The sequence below is a fragment of the Actinomadura rubteroloni genome, from assembly GCF_002911665.1.
Taxonomy (GTDB): domain Bacteria; phylum Actinomycetota; class Actinomycetes; order Streptosporangiales; family Streptosporangiaceae; genus Spirillospora; species Spirillospora rubteroloni.
On record NZ_MTBP01000001.1, the window covers coordinates 553746 to 574850 of the forward strand.

The window sequence follows — 21105 nt, forward strand, 5'->3', positions numbered from 1 at the left end:
GTAGGCGTCCGGAGTCGGTCAGAGGGACCGGTCGCGCTGGTAGGCACTACTCAATCGACTGGCTAGACGCTCGACGACCGGGGTCGGTGTACGGGGTGTCCGCTCACGCCGAGGCTCGGCGCGCGGAGGGTCGACATCAGCCGGTGGATCGGAGGGCCGCTCGATGTAGGTGACCGCTGCCAGCCGGACGTACGCCTCGCCCGGCGCGAATCCGGCGGACGCGAGCAAGTGCTGGAAGCGGTCCCGCGCTTCGTCGAGGTCGTGACGCTCGTCCGCCCGGTGGGCGATCAGCCCCGCGACGACCGGGACCAGCTCTGGTGGCACCCCGCTCAGGTCCGGTGCCGTCTCCGGGTCCGTGATCGCCCACAGCAGGGCGGGCATCTGCCGACGCTCGTACGGGTAATGCGAAGTCAGAGCGAACAGCAGGCTCGCGCCCATCGAGTAGACGTCCGCGGCCGGAGTGAGGCTCGTCGGCGTCGAGACCTGTTCGGGCGACATGGTCACCGGAGTGCCGAGTGTGACTCCGCTGGTGGTGAGCTCGGCGGCGCCGCTGTCCAGCGCCTCGCCGAGCGAGACCAGCCCGAAGTCGATGATCTTAGGGCCGTCGCCGGAGAGGAGGATGTTGGCCGGCTTCAGATCGCGGTGCAGCAGCCCGGCCTCATGGACCGCGCCGAGTCCTTCGGCGAGCAGGTCACCGAGCGCGGCGCCCATGCCGGCGTCCAAGGGGCCGTGCCCGTGGACGAAGTCGCGCAGGGTGAACCCACGGACGTACTCCATCGCCAGCCACGGTTGGTCGTCGTCCGGACCGGCGGCGGCGATCAGTGAGGCCACGCGCGGGCCCTGCACCATGCTCATTGCGGTGACTTCGCGAGCGAACCGTTCGCGGATGTCCTCACGATCGGCGTACGCCTTGTGGACGATCTTGACAGCGACCTGATCGCCACCCGGGGTGACTCCGAAGAAGACCTGCCCCATCCCGCCTTCACCGAGCCGGCCGTGCAGCTCGATTCCCCCGATCCGCCGCGGATCGGACGGCATGAGGGACTCCATAGACCACCTACCTCGTCACGATCCGCGATGTCGTGCGCAGGATCTTACTCTGACCAGAGATGGCGCAGAACGAAATGAGAAGTTGATGGCCCGAGAGGGTGGGCGGCGTATCGAGTAATGGGCTCCTGATGCAAGTCGATGAACCACACTTCACCTTCGGGTTAGAGTGTCGTCGGATCTTAGAGACGAGTCGAATCACGGGAGTGGTGGATCGTGGCCGAGTCGGTTCCAGCGGCCTGGATGATCCGCGCCGGACGTGACGGCGAGCGTGAGAGCCAGGCTTTGACCGAAGGGCTTGTCATCGCGGGCTGGGACGAACTCGGGGACATCGGAGGCGCCGAGTCCAGACAGGACCTCCGACGGATGGTCCGGAAGACCTATCCGGACGACGGCAAGGCGCGGATCGCCAACTGGACCGGCCAGCTTTGGCGATTCGTGGACACCATCAAGGAGGGTGACCATGTCGTCCTCCCGCTCAAAACCCACCCTGGCCGAGTGGCGGTGGGGCGGATCACCGGCCCGTACATCTATCGGTATGATGCACCGGAGGGCTTTCGGCACGTCCGGCCCGTCAAATGGATCCGAACCAATATTTCTCGCGACGACATCAGACAGGACCTGCTTGACAGCCTCGGGTCCCTGCTGACGGTTTGCGGCTTGACCCGTTTCGACGCTGCGCGCCGTGTTGCGCACCTCGCCGCCCATGGGACTGATCCGGGCGTTGAGAAAGCGGAGGGCGAGTACGAGGCGAGTAGCCGCCCGGAACTGCTGGCGGAGGCCGCCGACCGCAGCCCCGACGATCCCGTTCGGCTCACGATCAGGACGCTCCTCGGCCACTGGGACGCCGCCCGCCGGACGCCCAACGTCGTCGCCGAGATCGAGGAGGCGCTCGAGGAGAAGGGCCTCGCGACCCGGCCGGCGTTCACCGAAGGCTGGGTCGACAACTTCATCCAGCTCGTCCCGGTCGGGGAGGAGCCGGTCGTCGGCGAGACGAGCTTCCCGGCGCAGGTGGCCGACGACACCGAAGACGCCTCCGAACTGCCCAGGATCACGCTGCGGATCGGTGACCTCCGGGCGGCGAACGATGCCGTCGAGTCGGTTCGGCCCGAAGACTCGCTGCACAAGGCGACGACCCTGATGGTGTTGAAGAATTACTCGCAGCTCGCCGTGGTCTCGGAGGACGGGACGTTCTACGGTGCGGTGAGCTGGGAGTCCATCGGACGCGCCCAGGTCGCGCGGGCGAGCGCCTCGTTGGCCGACGCGACAGTGGCGGCTCTGGTCGTGGAGTACCACGAGCCGCTCCTCGAACAGATCGACCAGATCTACACCCGGGGCTTCGTGTTCGTTCGCAGCCAGGACAAGTCGGGGTTGTGCGGGATCGTCACGGCGGCCGACCTGACCCGCCGATTCGACGACCTGGCCCGGCCGTTCGTCCTCATTGAAGAGATCGAACGCCGGTTGCGGCGCCGCGTGAACGAAAAGCTGACGCTGGACGAGATCCGCAGCAGCGCACGGCGACGGCCGGAACATGTGCGGTCGGCAGGCGACCTCACATTGGGCAACTTCCCGTACCTCTTGGAGCCGCCGGAGCGTTGGGCCAAACTCGAATGGTCGCTGGACCACCAGCTCTTCCTGGATCTGATGAAGGCCGTGGCCGGAATCAGGAACGAAACCATGCACTTCAGCCCGGACCCCTTGACCGGCGAGCAGATGAGCACGCTCACCGGCTTCCTCGACCTTCTTCGCACGGTCGACCCGAACGCATGAATTCCCAGGCTTCCGTCTTCGCAACGAGTTCGAGGGCCCAGCACCCTCGAACATGCACCCGTCGGCATTCCATCGGGCGCCAAGTGCTCGGACGGCGCCGCGCCGCTTCAAGGGATTGCCGGGCACGCTGGTGCCTAGAACGCACCTGACAGCCCTGGACGGCTTCACACGGCAATGCGCGACACCAAGCCGCATCCCGACGGCCCTGACCGGTCCGTGGGCGACCGGCAGCAGCACCGGTCCGTACCGCCTCACAGACGGCGATGACCTTATTCAAGGCTATGATCGGCCGAAGCGTCCGCACCACCTGGCCGGGCTCGGTGTCCACATACTCCGCGACCAGGCCCTCATAGCCAGGCCGCCGGGGGAAATCAATCATCGCCACCGCGGCATAGAACCACCCTGTGCGCGGCGACAAGGCGATTGACTCACCGGCCGCCGTGCACCTGGTTACCGGCCGTGTACCACGGACGCGACCTGTGACGCTCACCGTGCCATGCATGGCCACCGGCTAGAAATCGACGCCGGGTAGAAGACCACGATCAGGGCGGCGACGATGGCGGCATAGTGCCCCTGGGCGGAGGCTTCCGAGCGGCCGGGACACTCCTAGCCGCTCGCGCACGTAGCACGCCCGTACATGCCGGTCGGGCAACCTTGGCCAGCTCATCGTTGTACCAGTGCAGGACCCAGTCAGGCCGTGGGTTCAAATCCCGTCCCGCCACCCCGACCCAGAAAACACCGGCTCACAGGCCCGTTCCCTCACCGAGGGGGCGGGCCTGGAATCGTTCGTGCGGATTTCGTGCGGACTACCGTGCGGAAAATGTCCCGCCCGGCGTGCGGACAGCTCCGATCTTCGTTTCGATGCACCTTGCATACCGGTGGTGCGGCACGTCACAAGAGCCGTCCGTCAGACTTCCAGGTCGTCGAGGTCGGGCTTTACCGCGGCGTCCTCCGGGTCGAACTTCTGCAGCTCCTCCTCGGCGTCGTTGTCCTGCATGTCGTTCTGCACGGGCTTGCCGGTGGCGGCCTCGATGACGGCGATGAGCTTCTCCAACCGGCTCTTGAAGAAAGAGTCGAAGTCATCCGCCCGTAGATCGGCGGCGTCCACCAGATGGGTGGCGAGAAGCGCATCGACCTGCGCGGGAACGATGCCCGCCTTCTTCTCGATCTTCGGCAGGTACACCGAGGGCGCCGCCCCGCCGATGGATCGGTTGGTCTCGGCAGAGATCGGCGTCTTGTTGACGATGCTCTCCCGTTTGGCCGGGTCGATGTCGTGGCCGAGGCACCACTTGTACGGGAAAATATGATGGATGTCGACCGCCAGCTCGGCGTACTGGACTTTGTCCAGCGCCTTGTCGTACATCCAGTCCTTGGCTCCCTGGGACAGGACCAGGGAGTAGATGCCCTTGTACGCCGCGGCGTTGCGGGTCCGCAGTGACAGGAGGCGGGAGGCCGCGAAGGTGCAGTCCGCGACCGTCCGCGGAGCGGCGCTTTCGCTTCCGCGCGCCCAGTCCGGTACGGACTCGACGTCGCGCGCGAACCGGGTCTCGATCGAGGATCCGTAGAGTTCCCCGAGGATGCCGCACCAGAACCACTGGGTGAGCTTGGCGCGCACCCCATAAAGGTCGGCGTCCGCACCGAGGACGACCTTGATGGCTGCGAGCGGGACGAGCTGCTTCGGATAAGGCAGGAACTTCACGTCGAAGATGTGCTGGTCGGCGAGGAAGGTCGCCGACCACACGAACGCGTCACGTACCGGCCGCACCCACTCCAGGTACTCGTCCAGCGTGAGCTTGAGCAGGTCCTCCTTCCGGGCGGATACGGCGGACGGCCGTCCGACGCCGTCCTCCCTCGCCCGCTTGAGGCTTACGAGCAGGCTCACCGCCTGTAGGAAGTCGGTGTTCTCGACCGATGCGAGGACCGGGTGCGCGGCGAAGATCCTGAGGGTCTGCTGCCAGTCGTCGTTGAGCCGAAAGTCGGTTCCGTGAGTGTCGTAATACTTCTTGTCGCCGGCGAAGGTGGCTGTGAGCAGCTCGAAGACATTGAGCGGAAGGCCTCCCGTGTTCACCTTCTCGAAAACGGTGGCGACGGCGGACTTGCTGGTCGTCTCGTCCAGTTCGATCGCCGGGATGTTGTAAGTGGAGCAGCGCTTGATCACCTTGGCATAGAAGTCGTTCGCCTGCTCCCTGTCCACACAGTTGAAGAGCCAGCTCACGGTCTCGGGTCCGAAGAGCAGCCGGACCGGGAAGTATCCGTTCGCACGTTCTTTCTCGGCCGTCGAAAGGTCGAGTTCGATGTCCTTGCCGAAGTTGCTGCGCAGCACGCCGTCTCCGGGGAGAGAGTGGACCGCGTCGTCGATCCAGTCCTCGCCTCGCAGCGCGGTGGCGATGTGCACGTAATAACGGCGTTCCATCAGCTTGCCGCGGCTGTCCTTGGTGTGCACGACGCCGTCACCGGTCAGAGCCTGGGTCAGCGAGGTCAATCGCTGCTGGCCGTCGAGCAGCAGCCAACCGGGCTCGGTGTCCGCAGGGAGCACGACGCCCTCAACCGGACGCGGTTTGAAGCGGATCTGGTCATTACCCGTCTTCAACATCATGACGACGCCGAGCGGATGGCCCCGGAGGATCGTGACGAGCAGTTGGCGGATCCGCTCGTCTTCCCACTTGTAGCCCCGCTGGAAGTCGGGGAGCTGGACACGGCCGCTGGTCGTCCACTCAAGGTACTTGTCCAGCTCGTAGAGGGGTGTCTGAAAACCCACGTTCCTCATCCCTGTCGATGGCCGGTCCGCAGGGCGATGGTAACCGTATCGGGATGATCTGTCCGGCGGCTTCTGCCACATTCACGGGCGAAGGAAGGGCTTTGAGCCAGTTTGCGGTGAATTGCAGAGGCTTTCGTGCGCGGGTGCAGACGGCCCCACAGCCCTGAAGGCGCAGGCTCACAGCGGGGTGCCCCCGAGGCCGGCACCAGGGCCGCCAGGGGTGGACAGATAGTCTGTGCGGAGATAGTCTGTGCATAGGCAATCGAGAGGAGCGAGGTATGTGGGAGTACGAGCACTCGGTGGAGACGTCGGTGGCGGCCGGGGAGGTGTGGCGGTGGTGGGCCGATGTCGACTCGTGGGCGTCGTGGAACTCGGGGGTGGTGAATGTCGCTATGGACGGGGCGTTCGAGGCGGGGACGTCGTTCAGCATGACGATGCCCGACGGGGACGTCATCCGGATGACGTTGAGCGAGGTCGTGGCCGGGGAGCGGTTCGTGGACGTCATGGACGCCGGGGACTTCGTCGTCCGGACGGAGCATCGGCTGGAGCCGGGCGCGGGCGGGGGGACGCGGGTCGTCTACCGGACGGAGATCAGCGGGCGGGCGGCGGACGTCGTCGGGCCTGAGCTGGGGCCCGCCATCACCGCCGACTTCCCCGATGTGCTCGACGCGTTGGTGCGGCGGGCCGAGAAGGGCTGAGGGTGGCCAGTGATCCGGAGGGGAGTCCGGGGTTCATGTTGTGGCATGTCACCTTGCGGTGGCAGCGGGACATCGCCCGGGCGCTCGCGCCGTTCGACCTGACGCATGTCCAGTTCGTTCTGCTCGCCACGGCCTGGTGGATGAACTCGCACGGCGAGGATCCCAACCAGCTCTCGCTGGCGCGCAAGGCCGGGACGGATGTGAAGATGACGTCTCAAGTCCTGCGCAAGCTGGAGGACAAGGGGTTTCTCCGGCGCGAGGTCGATCCTGCCGACACGCGCGCCAAGCTGCTCCGCGTCACCGATGCGGGAGCGCGGTTGGCGCAGCGGACGATCGAGGTCGTGGACGAGGTCGATCGCGGCTTCTTCGCCGCCGCGCCCGAGGCCGCCGGCCTGCTCCGCCTTCTCGCCCGGCAGAGGAGCGACGAATAACCCGGGCAAAAGGAGACGGCTCGCGTTCGGCGACGTGACGGCGTCGCCGGACACAATGATTCCAGTTGCGATCGAGCGCGGCGGGGTGAGAAGGCGGGAGGAAGGGAAGGGGGTTCTCGTGGAGACATCGGAGCGGGGGTACGGACCCGAGTGCGCGTCGCCGTTCGGGTTCGCGTTGCATCACGTCCAGCTCGCGATTCCGGCGGGGAGCGAGGACGCGTGCCGGGCGTTCTACGTCGGTGTCCTCGGCATGACCGAGATCGAGAAACCGCCGGTCCTGGCCGCGCGCGGCGGGTTGTGGGTGCGCGCGGAGACGCTGGAGATCCACCTTGGTGTCGAGGACGACTTCCGGCCCGCGCGCAAGGCGCATCCGGGCGTCCACGTCGCCGATCTGGACGGGCTCGCGCGGCGGCTCACGGAGCAGAGCGTCCCGCATGAATGGGACGGCGACTTCCCGGGGCATCGGCGGCTGTACGCGTTCGACGCCGTCGGGAACCGGCTCGAATTCCTGCAACGGGACGTCACCGCATCCGCTTGGTGAATGGTGGCGTGAAAGCCTGACTCCGGTACTGGCGGGGACGGGGGGCGGGTCTCCTCGCGGGTCCGTTCGGACGCGGCTGGTGATGCGCGGGGAACCGGATGGGACGGGTGGTCGTCGGAGGGCGGGCGGCCCGTGCGGCAGGGACCTTCGGCCCGTGGTCGGGAGCGCCGTCCGGCGCTTACCGTGGACCTGGGCGGAACGTTTCTGAGGGAGTCACGATGATCACGCGCGTGCGCGCCGGGGCGGCCGGGGTCGGCCGACTGCGCCGTCGGCTGGGGTTCGACCGCAATCCGCTGCGCCGCCCCGTCGACCGCGTCCAGTGGACGGTCGGTCTCGTGCTCCTCGGGCTGTTCCTCGTCGTCGCGCCGTTCGTCGCCGGGCGCACCGCGACGCGGACGTACGACGCGGGCCTGCGCACCGAGCGCGTGCAGGGCGCGTCCCGGTACCACGCCGTCGCGCGGGTCACGGACGTGAAGGTGAAGCAGGACGGCGGACGCAACTCCTCCAAGTACGCCGTCCTGCGCTGGGACGCCCCGGACGGCACCATCCGCACCGCCGAGACGTGGGCCTGGTTCGGCGCGGCCCCCGGCGACCGGCGCGGCATCTGGGCCGACACCGACGGCCGGCTGACCGGACGGCCGCAGAAGCACGCCGAGACGATCGCGAACGCGTCCCTGGCCGGGATCGTCGCGGCGGGCGCGGCGGGGCTGCCGTTCCTGGCCGCGTACCTGCTCGTCCGGCAGAGCTGCGACCGGCGGCGCCGGATCCAGTGGGAGACCGAGTTGGCGCGGCTCGGACGGCACCGCATCATCTGACGTGACGTTCGCGCACGCCGGGGCGCTGTCCGGGGTGAGCGGCCCGCCCCGACACTCCTACTACAACTGAGTAGTACATAGAATGGGCAACGATGTCCGTCGTCCGGCGGCGCGCGATGGAGGGGATCGAACGTGCCCACACCCGCAGGTGGCCGCCGCGGCAAGGGCGATCTTGAGGCCGAGGTCCTCGCGGTGCTCACCGCGGCGGACGCTCCGCTCACCCCCCGCGATGTCGTCGAACGCCTGCGGCAGGCCCCCGCGTACACGACCGTGATGACCGTCCTCGTCCGGCTGCACGAGAAGGGCGCGGTGCGGCGCGTGCGCGCCGGACGCGCCTACGCCTACTCGTTCCTGCGCGACGACGCGTCCCGCCGGGCCGCGCAGATGCGGCACCTGCTCGGCGAGGAGGGCGAGCGCGCCCACGTGCTCGCCCGGTTCGTGGACGAGCTGTCCCCCGCCGACGAGCGCCTGCTCCTGCGCCTGCTCGGTCAGGACGACGAGCGGGGCTGATCGTCCAGCAGCGCCGCCCACTCGTCCGCGACGATCTCCGGCGCGTACCGCGCGACCGTCGCCGCCGCGCGGCGGCCGAGACGGATCCGCAGGTCGGCGTCGTCCATCAGGCGGTCCAGCGCGGACGCGAACGCGGCGACGTCCGCGGCGGGGACGAGCAGGCCGTCGGCGCCGTCGGTCATGACCTCCCCCGGCCCGGTCGGGCAGTCGAACGCGACGACCGCGAGGCCCTTGCTCATCGCCTCGATGAGGACGAGCGGCATCCCCTCGAACCGTGAGCTGAGCGCGTACACCGACGCGCGCGCCAGCTCCGCGCCCATCGCGGCGCTGCGGCCCATGAGGAACGCGCTGCCGGTCAGGCCGCGGGACACGATGTCGGCGCGCAGCTCGTCCTCCAGCCGGCCCGCGCCGAACACGCGCAGCTCCCAGCCGGGATGCCGGTCGGCGACGCGCTCCCAGGCGTCCAGCAGCAGGTCGAAGCCCTTCTGCGGGACGAGCCGTCCGGCGGCGACGACGACCTTGGCGTGCGGGTCGGCGGGCGGGCCGTCCAGCGGGGGCACGGCGTTCGGGATGCAGCGCAGGCTCCGCACCTGCGGGAGTTCCCGTTCGTAGCTCGCGAGATCGGTGGCGGTGAGCGTGACGACGGTGTCGAGGCGTCCGTACCGGCGCGCGATCCGGGCGCGGACGGCCGGACGGTGCCGGCCGAGGTTCATGTGCTCCTGCCCGATCGTCCGGACGCCGGGCGGCGCGAACGCCGCCGCCGCCAGGTTCAGGCTGGGCCGCGTCGTGATCAGCACGCCGCCGCGCAGCGACCGCAGGAAGCGCAGGAGCAGCAGGTCCGTCCAGAGCGAGCAGTGCTTGTAGGACGGCTCGCCGCGCGGCACCAGCACGCTCGGCAGCCGCGACAGGACTTTGCGGACGGGCCCGGACGGCGGTTCGACGCGGTCGTCCAGGCAGGACACCGCGACGCCGTCGGGCAGCGGGAACGCGGGCGCACGGCGGGTGCGGACCAGGCCGACGACCGCGACGTCGTAGCGGTCGGCGAGGGAGCCCGCGCAGTTCAGGACGGTCCGGATCGTCCCGCCTTGTCCGTACGCGTGCTGCACCAGGAACACGACACGACGGGACGGTTCAGACGCCCGCCGGGCCCGCCAGCGGTTCGCGGGCCACAGCAGCGCGATCAGCGCGGGCTCCGCGACGGCGGCGAGCACCCGCAGCACGAGACGACGCCATTTCCTGACGACCACGACCGACCCCCGATCTACTACAAAAATTGTAGTAGATCATCGGGGCGGCTGCGCGGTCCCCTCGCGTGCCCGGTGGATGACCTGGTGCAGATCGCTCACCCGGTCCTGCACGCCCGTCACCGCCAGCACCGCCAGCAGCGCCACCGCCGCGACGAGCCCGTGCCGGCGGGGCGGCGGCGGGGCCAGCAGCGCCGCGACCCGGCGCGGCACCGGGCCCGGACGCGTCCGGCGGCGGCACAGCGCCGGGGCGCCGATGCCGAGCACGACCCGTCCCGGGTCGCGCGCGGCGGCCAGCGCCGCCTTGCCGATCGCGCGGGCGGCGCGGCGCCGGTCGCCCGCCGTCGCGGCGGCGCGCTCGTCCGCCCACCGCTCGGTCGTGTACGTCACCGCCGCGCGCAGCGGCCACAGCACCGGGTTCGCGGCGCTCGCGACCCGGACGACCGCGCGGAACAGGTGGTGGCCCCCGGCCAGGTGGGCGCGCTCGTGGGCGAGCAGGACGCGCCGCTCGGGCTCGGTGAGCAGCGCCAGCATCCCGGTCGTCACGACGACGCGTCCCGGACGGCCGGGCAGCGCGAACGCCTCGACGCCCGCGTCCTCGACCACGGACACGAGACCGTCGCCGGGCAGGTCGCGGGCCGTCCGCGCGGCGGCCCGCAGCGCGCGGGCCTCCCGGACGGCCGTCCGGACGGCCGCGACGAGCGCCGCGACCGTCAGCGCGCCCGCCACGGCCGCGACCGGCGGGCTCGTCGGGTCGTCGCGGTGCAGGACGCGCTGGGACAGGTCCGCGAGCGCCGCGATCAGCGGCAGCCGCAGCGCCCCGGCGAGCGCGAGGAGCGCGAGCGTCGCCGTCCCGGTGAGGGCCAGGAGCGCGCCGGTGGCGGTGAGCAGCCAGGTCGCCGTGCGCGGGGGGAGCAGCCCCGACAGCGGACGGGCGGCCAGGCCCACGACGACGGGCACCGCGAGCGGCAGGCAGCCGTCCAGGTCCACGTCACGCGCCTTCCAGGAGGTCGCGCAGCAGCCGCTCGTCCTGGTCGGTGAGCGAGTCCACGAAGCGGGCGAGGACGGTCGCGCGGTCGGGCCGGCCGTCCATCACCGCGCGCATCCGCCGGGCGGCCAGGCCCGGCTCGTCGCTGACCGGCGCGTAGCTGTACGCGCGGCCCTCCTTCGCGCGCACGAGCAGGCCCTTGGCGTGCAGGCGCGTCAGGATCGTGACGACCGTCGTGTACGCCAGCTCCTCGCCGAGCCGCGCCTGGACCGCGCTCGTCGTGAGCGGCCCGCCCGCCCGCTGCAGGACGGCCATGATCTTCGATTCGAGCGTTCCCGCCGCACGCCGCGCACCGCCCTCGGCCATCGAGCACCCCCGCACAAACGGCCTTCTACCCATCCGTAGAAGAACAGTTTGACACGGGTGTCTCACCGCGGGGCTCCGGGTCGGCGGAGCGCCGCGGCCGCCGCGCCGACCGTCGCGGCGGCGAGCAGCCATCCGCCGAGGACGTCCGACGGCCAGTGGACGCCCAGCCAGATCCGCGTAACACCGACCGCGAAGGCCCAGGTCACGGCGGCGGCGATGACGATCGTCCGCCGCGCGCCGCGCAGTTTCGCGCACGCGGCCCAGACCAGCAGCCCGGCGGCCGTCGCGGCGGTGGTGGTGTGGCCGGACGGAAAGGCGAATCCACCGGCGTGGACAGCCCAGTCGGCGACCGGCGGGCGCGGGCGCGCGACCACGTCCGCCAGCAGCCGCCGGACGACCGCCACGCCCAGCAGGAACAGCGCCGCGCCCACGGCCCCGCGCACGCGCCGGTACACGAGCATGCCCGCCCCGGCCGCCATCGCGTACGGGACGACGCCGACGCCGGTGGACGTCAGCGCGACGGCCGCGTCCCGCACCGCGCCCGGCCGGTGGCCGACGCACCAGGCGTGCAGCGCCCGGTCCACGCCGAACGGCTCGCCGTGCCGCACCAGCACGGCCGCGAAGAGGGCCGCGAGGACGAGAAAGACGGGCACCGCCGCTCGGAGGGTCATCGCCGCCACCTTATGCGGACGATTTTGACGTCCCGGTGGGGATGTCGCGGTTGAGCCGCCCCCGCGGGCTTGATGGGCTGGAGAGCATGACCGCACCGTCCGACCCGCCGCGCCGCCGGGGCCGCCATCTGGACGGCGCCGCGCTCGCGGGCGGGCTCGCCGCCATCGTCGCGCCCGACCTCGGCGCCGCCCGCCGACACGCACGCTGCCACGCCTGCGGCGAGGACGGCACGCGCGCCGCCGCGCCGCTGCGCGCCGACGCGCGCCACTGCCCGTCCTGCGGCGCGGCCCGCCACTAGCGGGTGCGCCGCTACTCGGTGTGGCGGGCGGCGCCGGCGCGGGCGCGGCGCTGGGCCTGGCCGCCCGCGCCCTTCTTCGGCCCGTCCCCGGCCTCCGGGTCGTCCCAGGGCCGGCGCAGGCACTGCCGGACGGCCTCCCACGAGTAGCGGAAGTCCTTGCCGGTCTTGAGGGCGGGGAGCTGGCCGGCGTTGGCCATCCGCCGCACCGTCTGCGGCGACAGGGCGAGTCTGGCCGCCAGCTCGGCGGTGGTGAGCACGTCGGGGTCGCGGGCTGGCGGCTCGGTCATGCGGAACTCCTGGACCTCGGGAGGAGTCGTCCGGCGGGGGACGGCCGGGGCGGACGACGGTCGTGCGAGCCGCCATCTTGCCACGCAGCGTGACCGAATGACAACCCTTCGTCGGGTGACGGGGGATGTCCAGCGGTTTCACCGTTCCGTCGGCGCCCGCCCCGGAGCCTAACCGCGCGCCGGGACGATCCGCTCGGCCCGGTCGCGCTTGGTGTAGAGGTCCCAGTAGTGGTCGGCGAGGTCCTCGGGCGCGACGACCGGCCCGCCGTGCCCGTGTTCGGCCGCCGCCCGCTGCGCGGCGCTGCCCTCGATCCAGGCGCCGATCGTCAGCGTCCCCGCGTAGACGCCTTGGTCGGCGAGTTCGGCGTGCAGCGACTGGACCCAGTTGCGCGCCGCCGCCATCACCGGCCCGACGCCGCTCATGCCGGGCGCCCCCTCCAGCGCGGACACGCCCTGGGCCAGCAGGAACGCGCCGTCGCCGCGCTCGACCATCCCCGGGACGACGGCGCGGGCGACCTCGACGGGCGTGTAGAGGTGCAGGTCCATGAGGCCGCGCAGCGTCGCGGCGGCGAGCCCGGCGGCGGGGGCGAACGGCGGGGCGGAGCCGATGGGGGCGTACTCCACGACGTCGATCGGCCCGAGCCGCCCGGTGATCGCGTCGATGAGCGCGGGGACGCCCGCGGGATCGGCCAGGTCGGCCGGGAACGCGGCGGCGCGGACGCCCTCCTGGTCCAGGATCTCGACCAGGGCGCCGAGGGGTTCGGGGCGGCGGCCGACGAGCGCGACGTCGAATCCCTCGCGGCCGAACCGGCGGGCCGTGGCGGCGCCGAGGCCGGGTCCGGCGCCGAGCACGGCGATGGTCTTGGGCATGGTGGACTCCCGGTAAATTGATGTGACCGTCAAGTTCAACGGTAGCAGCTAATTTGAGGCAACCGTCAAGTTATGGGAGGACCGATGGGCGAACCCGCACGCCCGCGCCTGCGCGCCGACGCGCAGCGCAGCGTCGCCAAGCTCACCGCCGCCGCGGTCGAGCTGTTCTCCGAACGCGGCCTGGACTGCCCGCTGGAGGAGATCGCCCGCCGCGCCGGGGTGAGCACCGGGACGCTCTACCACCGCTTCGGGACGCGCGAGGCGCTGATCGACGCGGTCGTGCCGGACGTCGCCGCCGCCAAGCTCGCCGCCGCCGTCCGGCACGCGGACGAGGGGGCCGACCCGTGGGACCGGTTCGTCCGGTACGTGGAGGGCATCGGGGCGCTGATGGCCGACGATCCCGCGCTCGGCGACGTCATCACCCGCCGCTTCGCCGACACGCCCCGGCTCGCGGCCGTCTGCGCGGACTCCTTCGCGCGCGGCCACGCGTTCGCGGCGGCGGCGCGGGCCGACGGGTCGCTGCGCGCGGACTTCAGCCCGCACGATCTCGTGCTCGTCTTCGCGGCCGTCGCCGCGCAGGCCGCCGCCACCCGGCACGCCGCGCCGGACGCCTGGCGGCGCGGGCTGGCGTTCACTCTCGACGGTCTGCGCGCCGCCGCCGCGCGTCCGCTGCCGGCCGGACCGCTGACCGCCGAGCAGGCCGCCGCGGCGGCGCACCGGACGGGTCAGAAGTAGGTGCGGATGAGGTCCACGACGGTGTAGGCGTCGTCCACGACCGGGATCACCTGCCACTTGTCGAACGCCGTGCAGGGGTGCGAGATCCCGAAGCAGACCAGGTCGCCCGGACGGACGCCGTCGCCCGCCACGAACGCGTGGTGGTCGGACGTGCCGGTGACGCGCAGGCCGTCGGCGGGCTCGACCGTGCCGTCCCGGCGGCGGACGCGCAGCGGGACGGGCAGGCCGGCGTCGTAGGGCGCCTCCCGCTTGCCCATCCCGACGATCGCGAGGCCCGGCTCGGGCACGGACGTCACCTGCGCCCAGAGTTCCAGCGCCGCGTCCAGCGAGCCGGCGACGCGGTTGAACGGCGTCTTCTCGACGTAGAGGCCGTGGTCGTGCGACACGTACGCCCCGCTGCGCAGGACGACCGTGAGGTCGTGGCCGGGCAGCCAGTCGCCGCCGAGCCGGTCCGCGACCAGGTCGAAGTAGGCGCTGCCGCCCGCGCTGACGATCACCGACGGCGGCAGCAGGCCGGTGAGCGCGCGGGTGGCGTCGCGCAGGGCGTCCAGGTAGGCGGCGGCGCCGTCGGGCTCGGTGAACAGGCCCTCGTAGCCGGAAACACCGGCCAGTTCGGTGCCGGGGGCGTCCGCGACGGCCCGCGCCACGGCCGTCAGCTCCGCGGCCGTCCGGCAGCCGGTGCGCCCGTCCGCGTGGCCCAGCTCGACCAGGACGCGGAACGGACGCGGCCCGGCGGCGTCCGACAGCGCGGCGACGCCCTCCACCGAGTCGGCGTAGAGGAGCACGTCGAAGCCGTCGGCGATCTCGGCGGCGAGCCAGCGCAGCGCGGTCGGGTCCAGCAGTTCGTTGGCGAGCAGGACGCGCGGCACCCCGAACCGCCGGTACGCGAGCACCTGGTTCGCCGTGGCGGCCGTGATGCCCCACGCGCCCGCGCGGAGCTGCGCCGCGAACAGCGACGGCGCCATCGTCGTCTTGCCGTGCGGCGCGAACGCCAGGCCGTGCCGGTCGGCGAACGCGGCGAGCGTCGCGATGTTGCGGTCCAGCGCGGCGCGGCGCGCGACCAGGACCGGCCAGGTGAACGGGCCGCCGAACAGGGGGTGGCGGGCGGCGGCGAACGCGGACGCGGCGACGGGGCCGTCGGGGAGCCAGAGCCCCTTGGTGCGCCAGTCCACGATCTCGTCGGGGATCTCCACCGGAAGCCTCCGATCGCGTCGGCACCGAAAACCGTCCACCTGGACGCAGCGCCACCGGACGGTAACATTACGGACTTTCGCGACTCTCCGGGAGGCGTGCCAGGTGATCAGCGAGGACATGGACGTCGCACGGGCCCGCGCGCTGCTCTCGGAGTTCGCCGAGGACGCGTGGACCCACGTGGCGTGGCTGATCGACGAGGTCGGGATGGACCACGACGCCTACGAACGGCGTCCGCTGGCGCTGCTCGAACCGTTGGAGGACTACATCGCGGAGTTCCCCGACGACGACGCGGACGAGGACCCCTGGGTCTCCCTCCAGATCGCTCTGGCGGCCTACCTCGCGGACGTCCTCATCCGGTCGCACGGCGCCCGGTGGGTCGTCGAGGACGTCCCCGGACGCCCCGCGCAAAGCTCCTTCGTCCTCCGCGTCACCGGCCTGGACGAGCAGACCCGCACCCTCGACCCCGCCGAACTCGTCCGGGAGCACTTCGACCCCTGCGACCCGGACGTGTACGCGCCGGTCGTCCACGGCCTGGACCGGGCGCGGGTCACCCCGTGGCACGCCGGGACGGCGCCCGAGGGGCGTCCGCCGACGCCGGTGCAGCGCTGGCTGCTCGGCCTCTGCGCCCACTTCGCGGCGATCAACGGCTACCCGGTGGACCGGCTCGGCGCGCCGCCGGCCGACCGGATCGGCGCGCTGCGGATGCTGTTCGAGGTGTGGGGCGCCTACGACGCCGACCTCCTGGACGAGCAGGTCGGCTTCCTGCTCCGGCACGGGATGCGCACCGAGTTCGAGGAGGGCGCCGCCGTCGCCGCCGCCCTGGCGGGGGACGAGCGGGACGAGTACGTCCGGCTGCTGCGCGTCGCGCGCCGGATCGGGCTCGGCGACGACGTGGGCGACGACGTCGGCTCCCTCGCGCGGCTCGTGGAACTGCGGTACGGGACGGCGTCGGTGGACCTGCTGCCCCATCTCGTCCCGCTGCTCACCGGGGAGCGCCCGCCGGGGCCGGGCGCCGCCGAGCTGAACTGGTTCCTGACGCAGGCGCTCGGCCGTCCCGACTTCGCCGAGGTGGAGGCCGACCGGCTGGAGCTGCACGCCGACCTCGCCTTCCAGGCCAACCGGGGCCGCTACCTGATCTGGGACGCCGGACGCGCCTTCATGGTCCTCCGTTGGGGCCACATGGTCGGCTGGCTCGACGCCGAGGACTGCTGGACGCGCATCCTGGCCTCGGCGCGGGCCGTCCAGCAGCGGTACGTGTCGTGGCGGGACATGGCGGCGTGCTACTTGCAGGCGCGCTACCTGTGGGCGGGACGCGAACCGATCAACCAGGGTCGGTACGAGGAGGTCGTCCGGGACCTCGCCGCCGACCCCGACGGGCCGTGGAGCGTCCCGTGGGACCTCCCGCTGGAGCGCGACTGGTGACCTACCGGGACCAGGACCAGGCATAGGACGGGTCCTCGCACGCCGTGGCCGCCTCGCCCAGCTCCAGCGGACGGAAGGTGTCCACCATGACGGCCAGCTCGTCGAAGAACTCAACGCCGATGCCCCGTTCGTAGGCGCCGGGCTGCGGACCGTGGGGATGGCCTCCGGGGTGGAGGGACAGCGAGCCTTGCGCGATGCCCGAACCCTTGCGCGCTTCGTAGTCGCCACCGACGTAGACCATGACCTCGTCCGAATCGACGTTCGAGTGGTAGTACGGGACGGGTATCGCCAGCGGGTGGTAGTCCACCTTGCGGGGCACGAAATTGCACACCACGAAGTTCGGCCCCTCGAACACCTGGTGGACGGGCGGCGGCTGGTGGACGCGGCCCGTCAGCGGCTCGAAGTCCCGGATGTTGAACGTGTAGGGGTAGAGGCAGCCGTCCCAGCCCACCACGTCGAACGGATGCGCGGCGTAGGTGAGGCGGGTGCCCGCGATGCCAGCGGACGTTCGGTGCTTGACGAGCACCTCCACGTCCGCGCCCTCGCGCTGGACCACGGCGTTCGGTCCGTGCAGGTCGCGTTCGCAGTACGGCGCGCTCTCCAGGAACTGGCCGTACCGCGACAAGTAGCGCTTCGGCGGCGTGACGTGCCCGGACGCCTCGATCACGTACGCGCGCAGCGGCCGGTCCCCCGCGGGCACCCAGCGGTGCGTGGTGGATGCGGGAAGCACCACGTAGTCGCCCTGCTCGGCCGGGAGCGCGCCGAAGACCGTCTCGACCGTCGCCGTCCCGGACTCGACGTAGACGACCTCGTCGCCGGTCGCGTTGCGGTAGAGCGGCGACGGGGCCGTCCCGGCGGCGTACGACAGCCGCACGTCGGCGTTGCCGAGCAGGAGACGGCGTCCGGTGACGACGTCCGTCCGCGCGTGCGTCCCCTCCGGGAACAGGTCGTGCAGCCGGAGGTGGCGGGGTTTCAGCGGATGGTTCGGGACCGTCCGGGCGTCGGGCGCCTCCCAGACCCGCGCGTCCGTGATCGCGGCGGGCAGGGCGCGGTGGTAGAGCAGCGACGCGTCGGACGAGAAGCCCTCCTCGCCCATCAGCTCCTCGTAGTACAGCGCGCCGGACGGGTCCCGGTGCTGCGTGTGGCGTTTGGGCGGTACGTCGCCGACCCGGCGGTAGTGGGCCACGGTTCCTCCTCGGACGTGCTCCGTGCTCCCTACCCGGCGGACGGAGCGTCAGGCGTTCAGGCCGAAGAAGTGGCTCCCGCCGCCGATGATGAGGTGCCCGCCCTGGCCGACGGCGATCTGCGCGCCGCCCGAGGTGTTCTCCAGCCGGACGTTCGTGAACGTGACGTTCGCGTCGGGCGCGATGTCCAGCAGCGCGCGTGGACCGCTCCACTGGATGGCCGAGCCCGCGCCGTCCAGCCCGGTGTCCCGGGTGACGCGCGGCAGCGCCGCCCGCGCCGCCGCCGGAGCCTTGACGGTGTAGACGCACTCCTTCGCCAGATGGATCTCCCCGCCCGCGCGGAACGCCTTCGCGAGCGCGGCGGCGTCGCCGGTTCCCTCGTGGCACGGCACGACGCCCTTCGCCAGGGCGCGCGGGATCGTGGTCTGCGGAGCCGCCAGCACCAGCGCGAGGAGCGCCGTCCCGGCGAGACTGCGGCGGAGCTTCATGGTCGTCCCCCTTCGCAACAGGATCATTACCTTGGGTGATGTTCCCAGTACGGAGAGTACGGAAAACGCGATGAGCGCACGGGGCGCCACCCCGAACCGGGTGGCGCCGCGTGCGCTCTCGTCGTTCCAGTGCACAGGACGGGTCAGCCCCTGAACGACCCGTCCGGCCGCGCACCGGCGAAACGCGGGCGGCGACCGCTCCCCCCGAGACGGTCGCCCGCACCGACTCTGTGAACGTAGGGCCTACTCCACGGTAAGTTCACGTGTTGTCATCACAGTGCGACGGACGGTCGATATCGAGCGACGAACGGCCCACCCATCGGACGCCCCCACACCCGCCACCCGCCAGACCGCCAGGCCGGCGTCCGCGCAGGGCGACGGTCGCGCGGGCGAGGTCGCGCGCGGACGCCGTCAGACGTGGGCGAGGCGGTCGGTGGGGCGCGGGCCGCGGGTGCGGGACGCGATGGCGCGGGCCAGGCGGGACGCCGCGAAGTCCGTCCCGTGGACGAAGCGCATCACCGGGCCGAAGGACGCCGCCGCCGCGAGACCCGCGAAGTACAGGTCCGGTGCGGACGACTGGAAACTCCGGTCCAGGCGCGGCGAGCCGTTCCAGCGGGCCAGGCCCGCGCGCAGGGCCGGGGCGAGGGCCGGGATGCGGTCCAGGTCCGGGACGAACCCGGTCGCGGCGATGACGTGGTCGGCCGTGACGCGCTCGGGGCCGTCGGGGCCCTGGGTGAAGACGACGGCGCGGCCGGCGTCCTCGCGGGCGCGGGTGACGCGGTGGCCGAGCAGCGTCCGGACGCGCTCGTCGAAGCGGTCGCGCAGCCACCAGGCGCCCGCCGGGCCGAGCGTCGTCGCGACGATCCGGCGCCGCGTCCGGTAGGGCAGGAGGCGGGTCGTGGCGGGCCGCTCGGACCACAGCCACGTCCGCCAGCCGCGCCCGAGGCCGTGCAGCGGCGCGGTCGGCAGCCGTCCGCCGGCCTCATGCGGAACCGTGTTCCACATCAGCCGGGACGTCCGCGCGACGAGCGTCGGGCGGGCGCCCTGCTCGGCGAGCAGCACGGCCGTCTCCAGCGCGGACTGGCCCGCGCCGACGACCACGACGTCCCGGTCCCGGAACGCGCCGAGGTCGCGGTGGTCGGAACTGTGCGACACCAGCGGCGCCGGCAGGTCCGTCAGCTCGCCCGGAATGTGCGCGAACGGCCCCACGCCGACCGCGACGACCACCGACGCCGTCCGCACCGTCTCGCCCGTCGCCAGCACGACCCGGTAGCCGGTGTGGTCCGGTTCGATCCGCTCGGCGCGGGTGACCTCGGCGGTCGGCGCCGCGCGCTCGGCGAACCAGCGCCCGTAGGCGGTGAACACGTCCAGCGGGACCGGGTCGCCGATGGACGCCGCGTCCGGCGCGTAGTCCGGGAACGCCAGGCCGGGACGCGGCGCGCCCAGGCTGGACGCGAACGGCTCCGACTTCAGGCACATCCCGAGCGGCATGTGCTCGTCCCAGAACTGCATCGGCGTACCGATCAGCCGCGTCTCGACACCGCGCTCCCGCAGATGCGCCGCCGCTGACAGCCCATAAGGGCCCGCACCGACGACCACCGCACCTATCCGCGTCATTTCCATCCTTTCGTCAGGACCCGGACGGCGCTCGCCCGAGCCATCGCCAGGAACGGGCCGGGATCGGCCCGGTCGAACCAGGCCGTCTCACCGGACGCCGCGAGCCCCCGGAAGCGGCCGAGCGCGCCCGGCGTGCGCAGCGCCCGCCGCAGGTACTGGTTCTCCACCACGAGCGTCCGGCCGTGCCGGGGGACGGACGGCGGCACCGCGCGGCCCGACGCGTCCAGGTGCAGGACGGCCGCGAGGTCCAGCCCGCGTCCGTCGGTGAACAGCCGGAACTGCGCGCCGAGCCGCGGGTTGACGTCCAGCAGCCGGTACACGCCCGCCGCCGCGTCGTAGCGGAAGTCCAGGTCCACGACGCCGCGGCAGCCGAGCGCGCCCGCGATCCCGGTCGCCAGCTCGTCCAGCTTCGGGTTGTGGACCCACTCGCCCGCGACGGTGTGGCCGGTGTGCTCGGGGTAGGCGACGTGCTTGCGTCCGGTCGCGCTGAACAGGCACGCGCCCGCGCGGTCGAAGTACGCCTGGTAGAACCAGTCGCCGCCGGGCGGGACGAGCCGCTGGAGCAGCAGCGGACCCGCCGCGTCCCCCGCCGCCGCGAACAACCGCTCGGCGTGCTCGGCGGAACGGACGAGCGTCGTGCTGCGGGCGCCCGGCGCCAGCAGCCACGGCCGCGCCCACTTGGCGATCAGCGGCAGGCCGAGCTTGGCGACCAGCTCGTCCAGATGGTCGCGCGACCCGGGCCGGTGGCACTCGGGGACGGCGATGCCTCGCCGCTCGCACGCGTCCGTCAGCGCGGCCTTGTCGGCGACGCGGCGCGGCGTCCCGGGCGGCGGCAGGACGAAGTGCGCGGCGAGGTCGTCGGCGTGCTCGGCCGTGAAGATCGCCGTGGCGTCGTCCAGCGGGACGAGCAGCGCACGCCGTCCGATGCGCTCGGCGTCGGCCGCGAGCCGCCGCAGCAGCGCGCCCGGCCGCGCGGCCGACGGCTCCCCGGGCATCCGCGACCGCAGATACCGGGACGCCGCCGACGGCTCGGGCCGTCCGGCCAGGTCGGCGTGGACGGCGACGCCGCCCCGGCCGAACGACCGGATCGCCCCGAGCGTCCCGTGGTGGAACGGGTTCGGATCGGTGCGCAGCAGCAGGACGGGCAGCTCGGGGTCCAGCACGGGCGGT

General features: G+C 72.2%; 22 protein-coding genes. 9 read left to right on the forward strand and 13 right to left on the reverse strand.

Going from position 1 to position 21105, the window contains the following annotated elements:
* Positions 1-18: 18 nt before the first annotated feature.
* Positions 19-1038, reverse strand: coding sequence for a serine/threonine-protein kinase (locus BTM25_RS02435; RefSeq protein WP_168211978.1), 1020 nt, complete (start codon positions 1036-1038; stop codon positions 19-21).
* Positions 1039-1263: 225 nt separating this feature from the next.
* On the opposite strand from BTM25_RS02435, the gene BTM25_RS02440 reads away from it, so the two are divergent.
* Complete coding sequence (locus BTM25_RS02440; protein ID WP_103561119.1) at positions 1264-2817, forward strand: CBS domain-containing protein; 1554 nt, start codon at positions 1264-1266, stop codon at positions 2815-2817.
* A 907-nt stretch (positions 2818-3724) separates the two neighbouring features.
* Here the strand turns inward: BTM25_RS02440 and BTM25_RS02445 are convergent.
* Entirely contained in the window at positions 3725-5575 is a 1851-nt protein-coding gene (locus tag BTM25_RS02445) for a DUF262 domain-containing protein (RefSeq protein WP_103561120.1), read from the reverse strand.
* Positions 5576-5853: 278 nt separating this feature from the next.
* Between BTM25_RS02445 and BTM25_RS02450 the strand changes: the two genes are divergently transcribed.
* From BTM25_RS02450 to BTM25_RS02470, 5 genes are all read left to right on the forward strand, one after another.
* Positions 5854-6273 (forward strand): SRPBCC family protein, encoded by a 420-nt coding sequence (locus BTM25_RS02450; RefSeq protein ID WP_103561121.1) that lies wholly within the window; start codon positions 5854-5856, stop codon positions 6271-6273.
* Between the two features lie 35 nt (positions 6274-6308).
* The gene (locus BTM25_RS02455) at positions 6309-6704 is read left to right on the forward strand and encodes a MarR family winged helix-turn-helix transcriptional regulator (protein ID WP_103562702.1); all 396 of its coding nucleotides are present in this window, start codon (positions 6309-6311) and stop codon (positions 6702-6704) included.
* 118 nt (positions 6705-6822) lie between these two features.
* Positions 6823-7245, forward strand: a complete 423-nt coding sequence (locus BTM25_RS02460; RefSeq protein ID WP_103561122.1) for a VOC family protein — start codon at positions 6823-6825, stop codon at positions 7243-7245.
* Positions 7246-7463: 218 nt separating this feature from the next.
* Positions 7464-8060: an Rv1733c family protein gene (locus tag BTM25_RS02465; protein WP_103561123.1), complete on the forward strand. Its 597-nt coding sequence runs from the start codon at positions 7464-7466 to the stop codon at positions 8058-8060.
* 132 nt (positions 8061-8192) lie between these two features.
* Positions 8193-8570 carry a BlaI/MecI/CopY family transcriptional regulator gene (locus BTM25_RS02470; protein WP_103561124.1) on the forward strand — a complete coding sequence of 126 codons (378 nt, stop codon included), beginning with the start codon at positions 8193-8195 and terminating at the stop codon, positions 8568-8570.
* Here BTM25_RS02470 and BTM25_RS02475 read toward each other — a convergent pair.
* From BTM25_RS02475 to BTM25_RS02490, 4 genes are all read right to left on the reverse strand, one after another.
* Positions 8549-9817 (reverse strand): glycosyltransferase family 4 protein, encoded by a 1269-nt coding sequence (locus BTM25_RS02475; protein WP_146058931.1) that lies wholly within the window; start codon positions 9815-9817, stop codon positions 8549-8551. The two genes, BTM25_RS02470 and BTM25_RS02475, sit on opposite strands and share 22 nt — an antisense overlap.
* 36 nt (positions 9818-9853) lie before the next feature.
* On the reverse strand, positions 9854-10804 hold the full coding sequence (locus BTM25_RS02480; protein ID WP_103561126.1) for a M56 family metallopeptidase: 951 nt from the start codon (positions 10802-10804) through the stop codon (positions 9854-9856).
* Between the two features lies 1 nt (position 10805).
* On the reverse strand, positions 10806-11168 hold the full coding sequence (locus BTM25_RS02485; protein WP_103561127.1) for a BlaI/MecI/CopY family transcriptional regulator: 363 nt from the start codon (positions 11166-11168) through the stop codon (positions 10806-10808).
* Positions 11169-11230: 62 nt separating this feature from the next.
* Positions 11231-11839: a phosphatase PAP2 family protein gene (locus tag BTM25_RS02490; protein ID WP_103561128.1), complete on the reverse strand. Its 609-nt coding sequence runs from the start codon at positions 11837-11839 to the stop codon at positions 11231-11233.
* Positions 11840-11925: 86 nt separating this feature from the next.
* Between BTM25_RS02490 and BTM25_RS02495 the strand changes: the two genes are divergently transcribed.
* Positions 11926-12138, forward strand: coding sequence for a hypothetical protein (locus tag BTM25_RS02495; protein WP_103561129.1), 213 nt, complete (start codon positions 11926-11928; stop codon positions 12136-12138).
* An 11-nt stretch (positions 12139-12149) separates the two neighbouring features.
* On the opposite strand, the gene BTM25_RS02500 is transcribed toward BTM25_RS02495, so the two are convergent.
* On the reverse strand, positions 12150-12425 hold the full coding sequence (locus BTM25_RS02500) for a helix-turn-helix domain-containing protein (RefSeq protein WP_103561130.1): 276 nt from the start codon (positions 12423-12425) through the stop codon (positions 12150-12152).
* 168 nt (positions 12426-12593) lie between these two features.
* A complete protein-coding gene (locus tag BTM25_RS02505) occupies positions 12594-13295 on the reverse strand; it encodes an SDR family NAD(P)-dependent oxidoreductase (protein WP_103561131.1) in 702 nt (233 codons plus the stop codon).
* Positions 13296-13379: 84 nt separating this feature from the next.
* Between BTM25_RS02505 and BTM25_RS02510 the strand changes: the two genes are divergently transcribed.
* Positions 13380-14030, forward strand: coding sequence for a TetR/AcrR family transcriptional regulator (locus tag BTM25_RS02510; RefSeq protein WP_168211979.1), 651 nt, complete (start codon positions 13380-13382; stop codon positions 14028-14030).
* Here BTM25_RS02510 and BTM25_RS02515 read toward each other — a convergent pair.
* On the reverse strand, positions 14021-15223 hold the full coding sequence (locus BTM25_RS02515) for an alanine racemase (protein WP_235828090.1): 1203 nt from the start codon (positions 15221-15223) through the stop codon (positions 14021-14023). The genes BTM25_RS02510 and BTM25_RS02515 overlap by 10 nt on opposite strands.
* A 103-nt stretch (positions 15224-15326) precedes the next feature.
* Between BTM25_RS02515 and BTM25_RS02520 the strand changes: the two genes are divergently transcribed.
* Positions 15327-16646, forward strand: coding sequence for a DUF1266 domain-containing protein (locus BTM25_RS02520; protein WP_103561133.1), 1320 nt, complete (start codon positions 15327-15329; stop codon positions 16644-16646).
* Position 16647: 1 nt separating this feature from the next.
* On the opposite strand, the gene BTM25_RS02525 is transcribed toward BTM25_RS02520, so the two are convergent.
* From BTM25_RS02525 to BTM25_RS02540, 4 genes are all read right to left on the reverse strand, one after another.
* Positions 16648-17832 (reverse strand): homogentisate 1,2-dioxygenase, encoded by a 1185-nt coding sequence (locus BTM25_RS02525; RefSeq protein ID WP_103561134.1) that lies wholly within the window; start codon positions 17830-17832, stop codon positions 16648-16650.
* Between the two features lie 48 nt (positions 17833-17880).
* Positions 17881-18318, reverse strand: coding sequence for a hypothetical protein (locus BTM25_RS02530; RefSeq protein ID WP_103561135.1), 438 nt, complete (start codon positions 18316-18318; stop codon positions 17881-17883).
* A gap of 411 nt (positions 18319-18729) precedes the next feature.
* Complete coding sequence (locus tag BTM25_RS02535; RefSeq protein WP_103561136.1) at positions 18730-19935, reverse strand: FAD-dependent oxidoreductase; 1206 nt, start codon at positions 19933-19935, stop codon at positions 18730-18732.
* Positions 19932-21098: a carboxylate--amine ligase gene (locus BTM25_RS02540; protein WP_235828092.1), complete on the reverse strand. Its 1167-nt coding sequence runs from the start codon at positions 21096-21098 to the stop codon at positions 19932-19934. The genes BTM25_RS02535 and BTM25_RS02540 overlap by 4 nt, the downstream gene beginning before the upstream one ends.
* Positions 21099-21105 lie beyond the last annotated feature (7 nt).

Bases quoted from the DNA above. Each gene is read 5' to 3' on its own strand.
- BTM25_RS02490 (WP_103561128.1), bottom strand. From the start codon at position 11,839: ATGACCCTCCGAGCGGCGGTGCCCGTCTTTCTCGTCCTCGCGGCCCTC.
- BTM25_RS02510 (WP_168211979.1), top strand. From the start codon at position 13,380: ATGGGCGAACCCGCACGCCCGCGCCTGCGCGCCGACGCGCAGCGCAGC.
- BTM25_RS02435 (WP_168211978.1), bottom strand. From the start codon at position 1,038: ATGCCGTCCGATCCGCGGCGGATCGGGGGAATCGAGCTGCACGGCCGG.
- BTM25_RS02485 (WP_103561127.1), bottom strand. From the start codon at position 11,168: ATGGCCGAGGGCGGTGCGCGGCGTGCGGCGGGAACGCTCGAATCGAAG.
- BTM25_RS02455 (WP_103562702.1), top strand. From the start codon at position 6,309: ATGTTGTGGCATGTCACCTTGCGGTGGCAGCGGGACATCGCCCGGGCG.
- BTM25_RS02465 (WP_103561123.1), top strand. From the start codon at position 7,464: ATGATCACGCGCGTGCGCGCCGGGGCGGCCGGGGTCGGCCGACTGCGC.
- BTM25_RS02535 (WP_103561136.1), bottom strand. From the start codon at position 19,935: ATGACGCGGATAGGTGCGGTGGTCGTCGGTGCGGGCCCTTATGGGCTG.
- BTM25_RS02505 (WP_103561131.1), bottom strand. From the start codon at position 13,295: ATGCCCAAGACCATCGCCGTGCTCGGCGCCGGACCCGGCCTCGGCGCC.
- BTM25_RS02450 (WP_103561121.1), top strand. From the start codon at position 5,854: ATGTGGGAGTACGAGCACTCGGTGGAGACGTCGGTGGCGGCCGGGGAG.
- BTM25_RS02495 (WP_103561129.1), top strand. From the start codon at position 11,926: ATGACCGCACCGTCCGACCCGCCGCGCCGCCGGGGCCGCCATCTGGAC.
- BTM25_RS02500 (WP_103561130.1), bottom strand. From the start codon at position 12,425: ATGACCGAGCCGCCAGCCCGCGACCCCGACGTGCTCACCACCGCCGAG.
- BTM25_RS02530 (WP_103561135.1), bottom strand. From the start codon at position 18,318: ATGAAGCTCCGCCGCAGTCTCGCCGGGACGGCGCTCCTCGCGCTGGTG.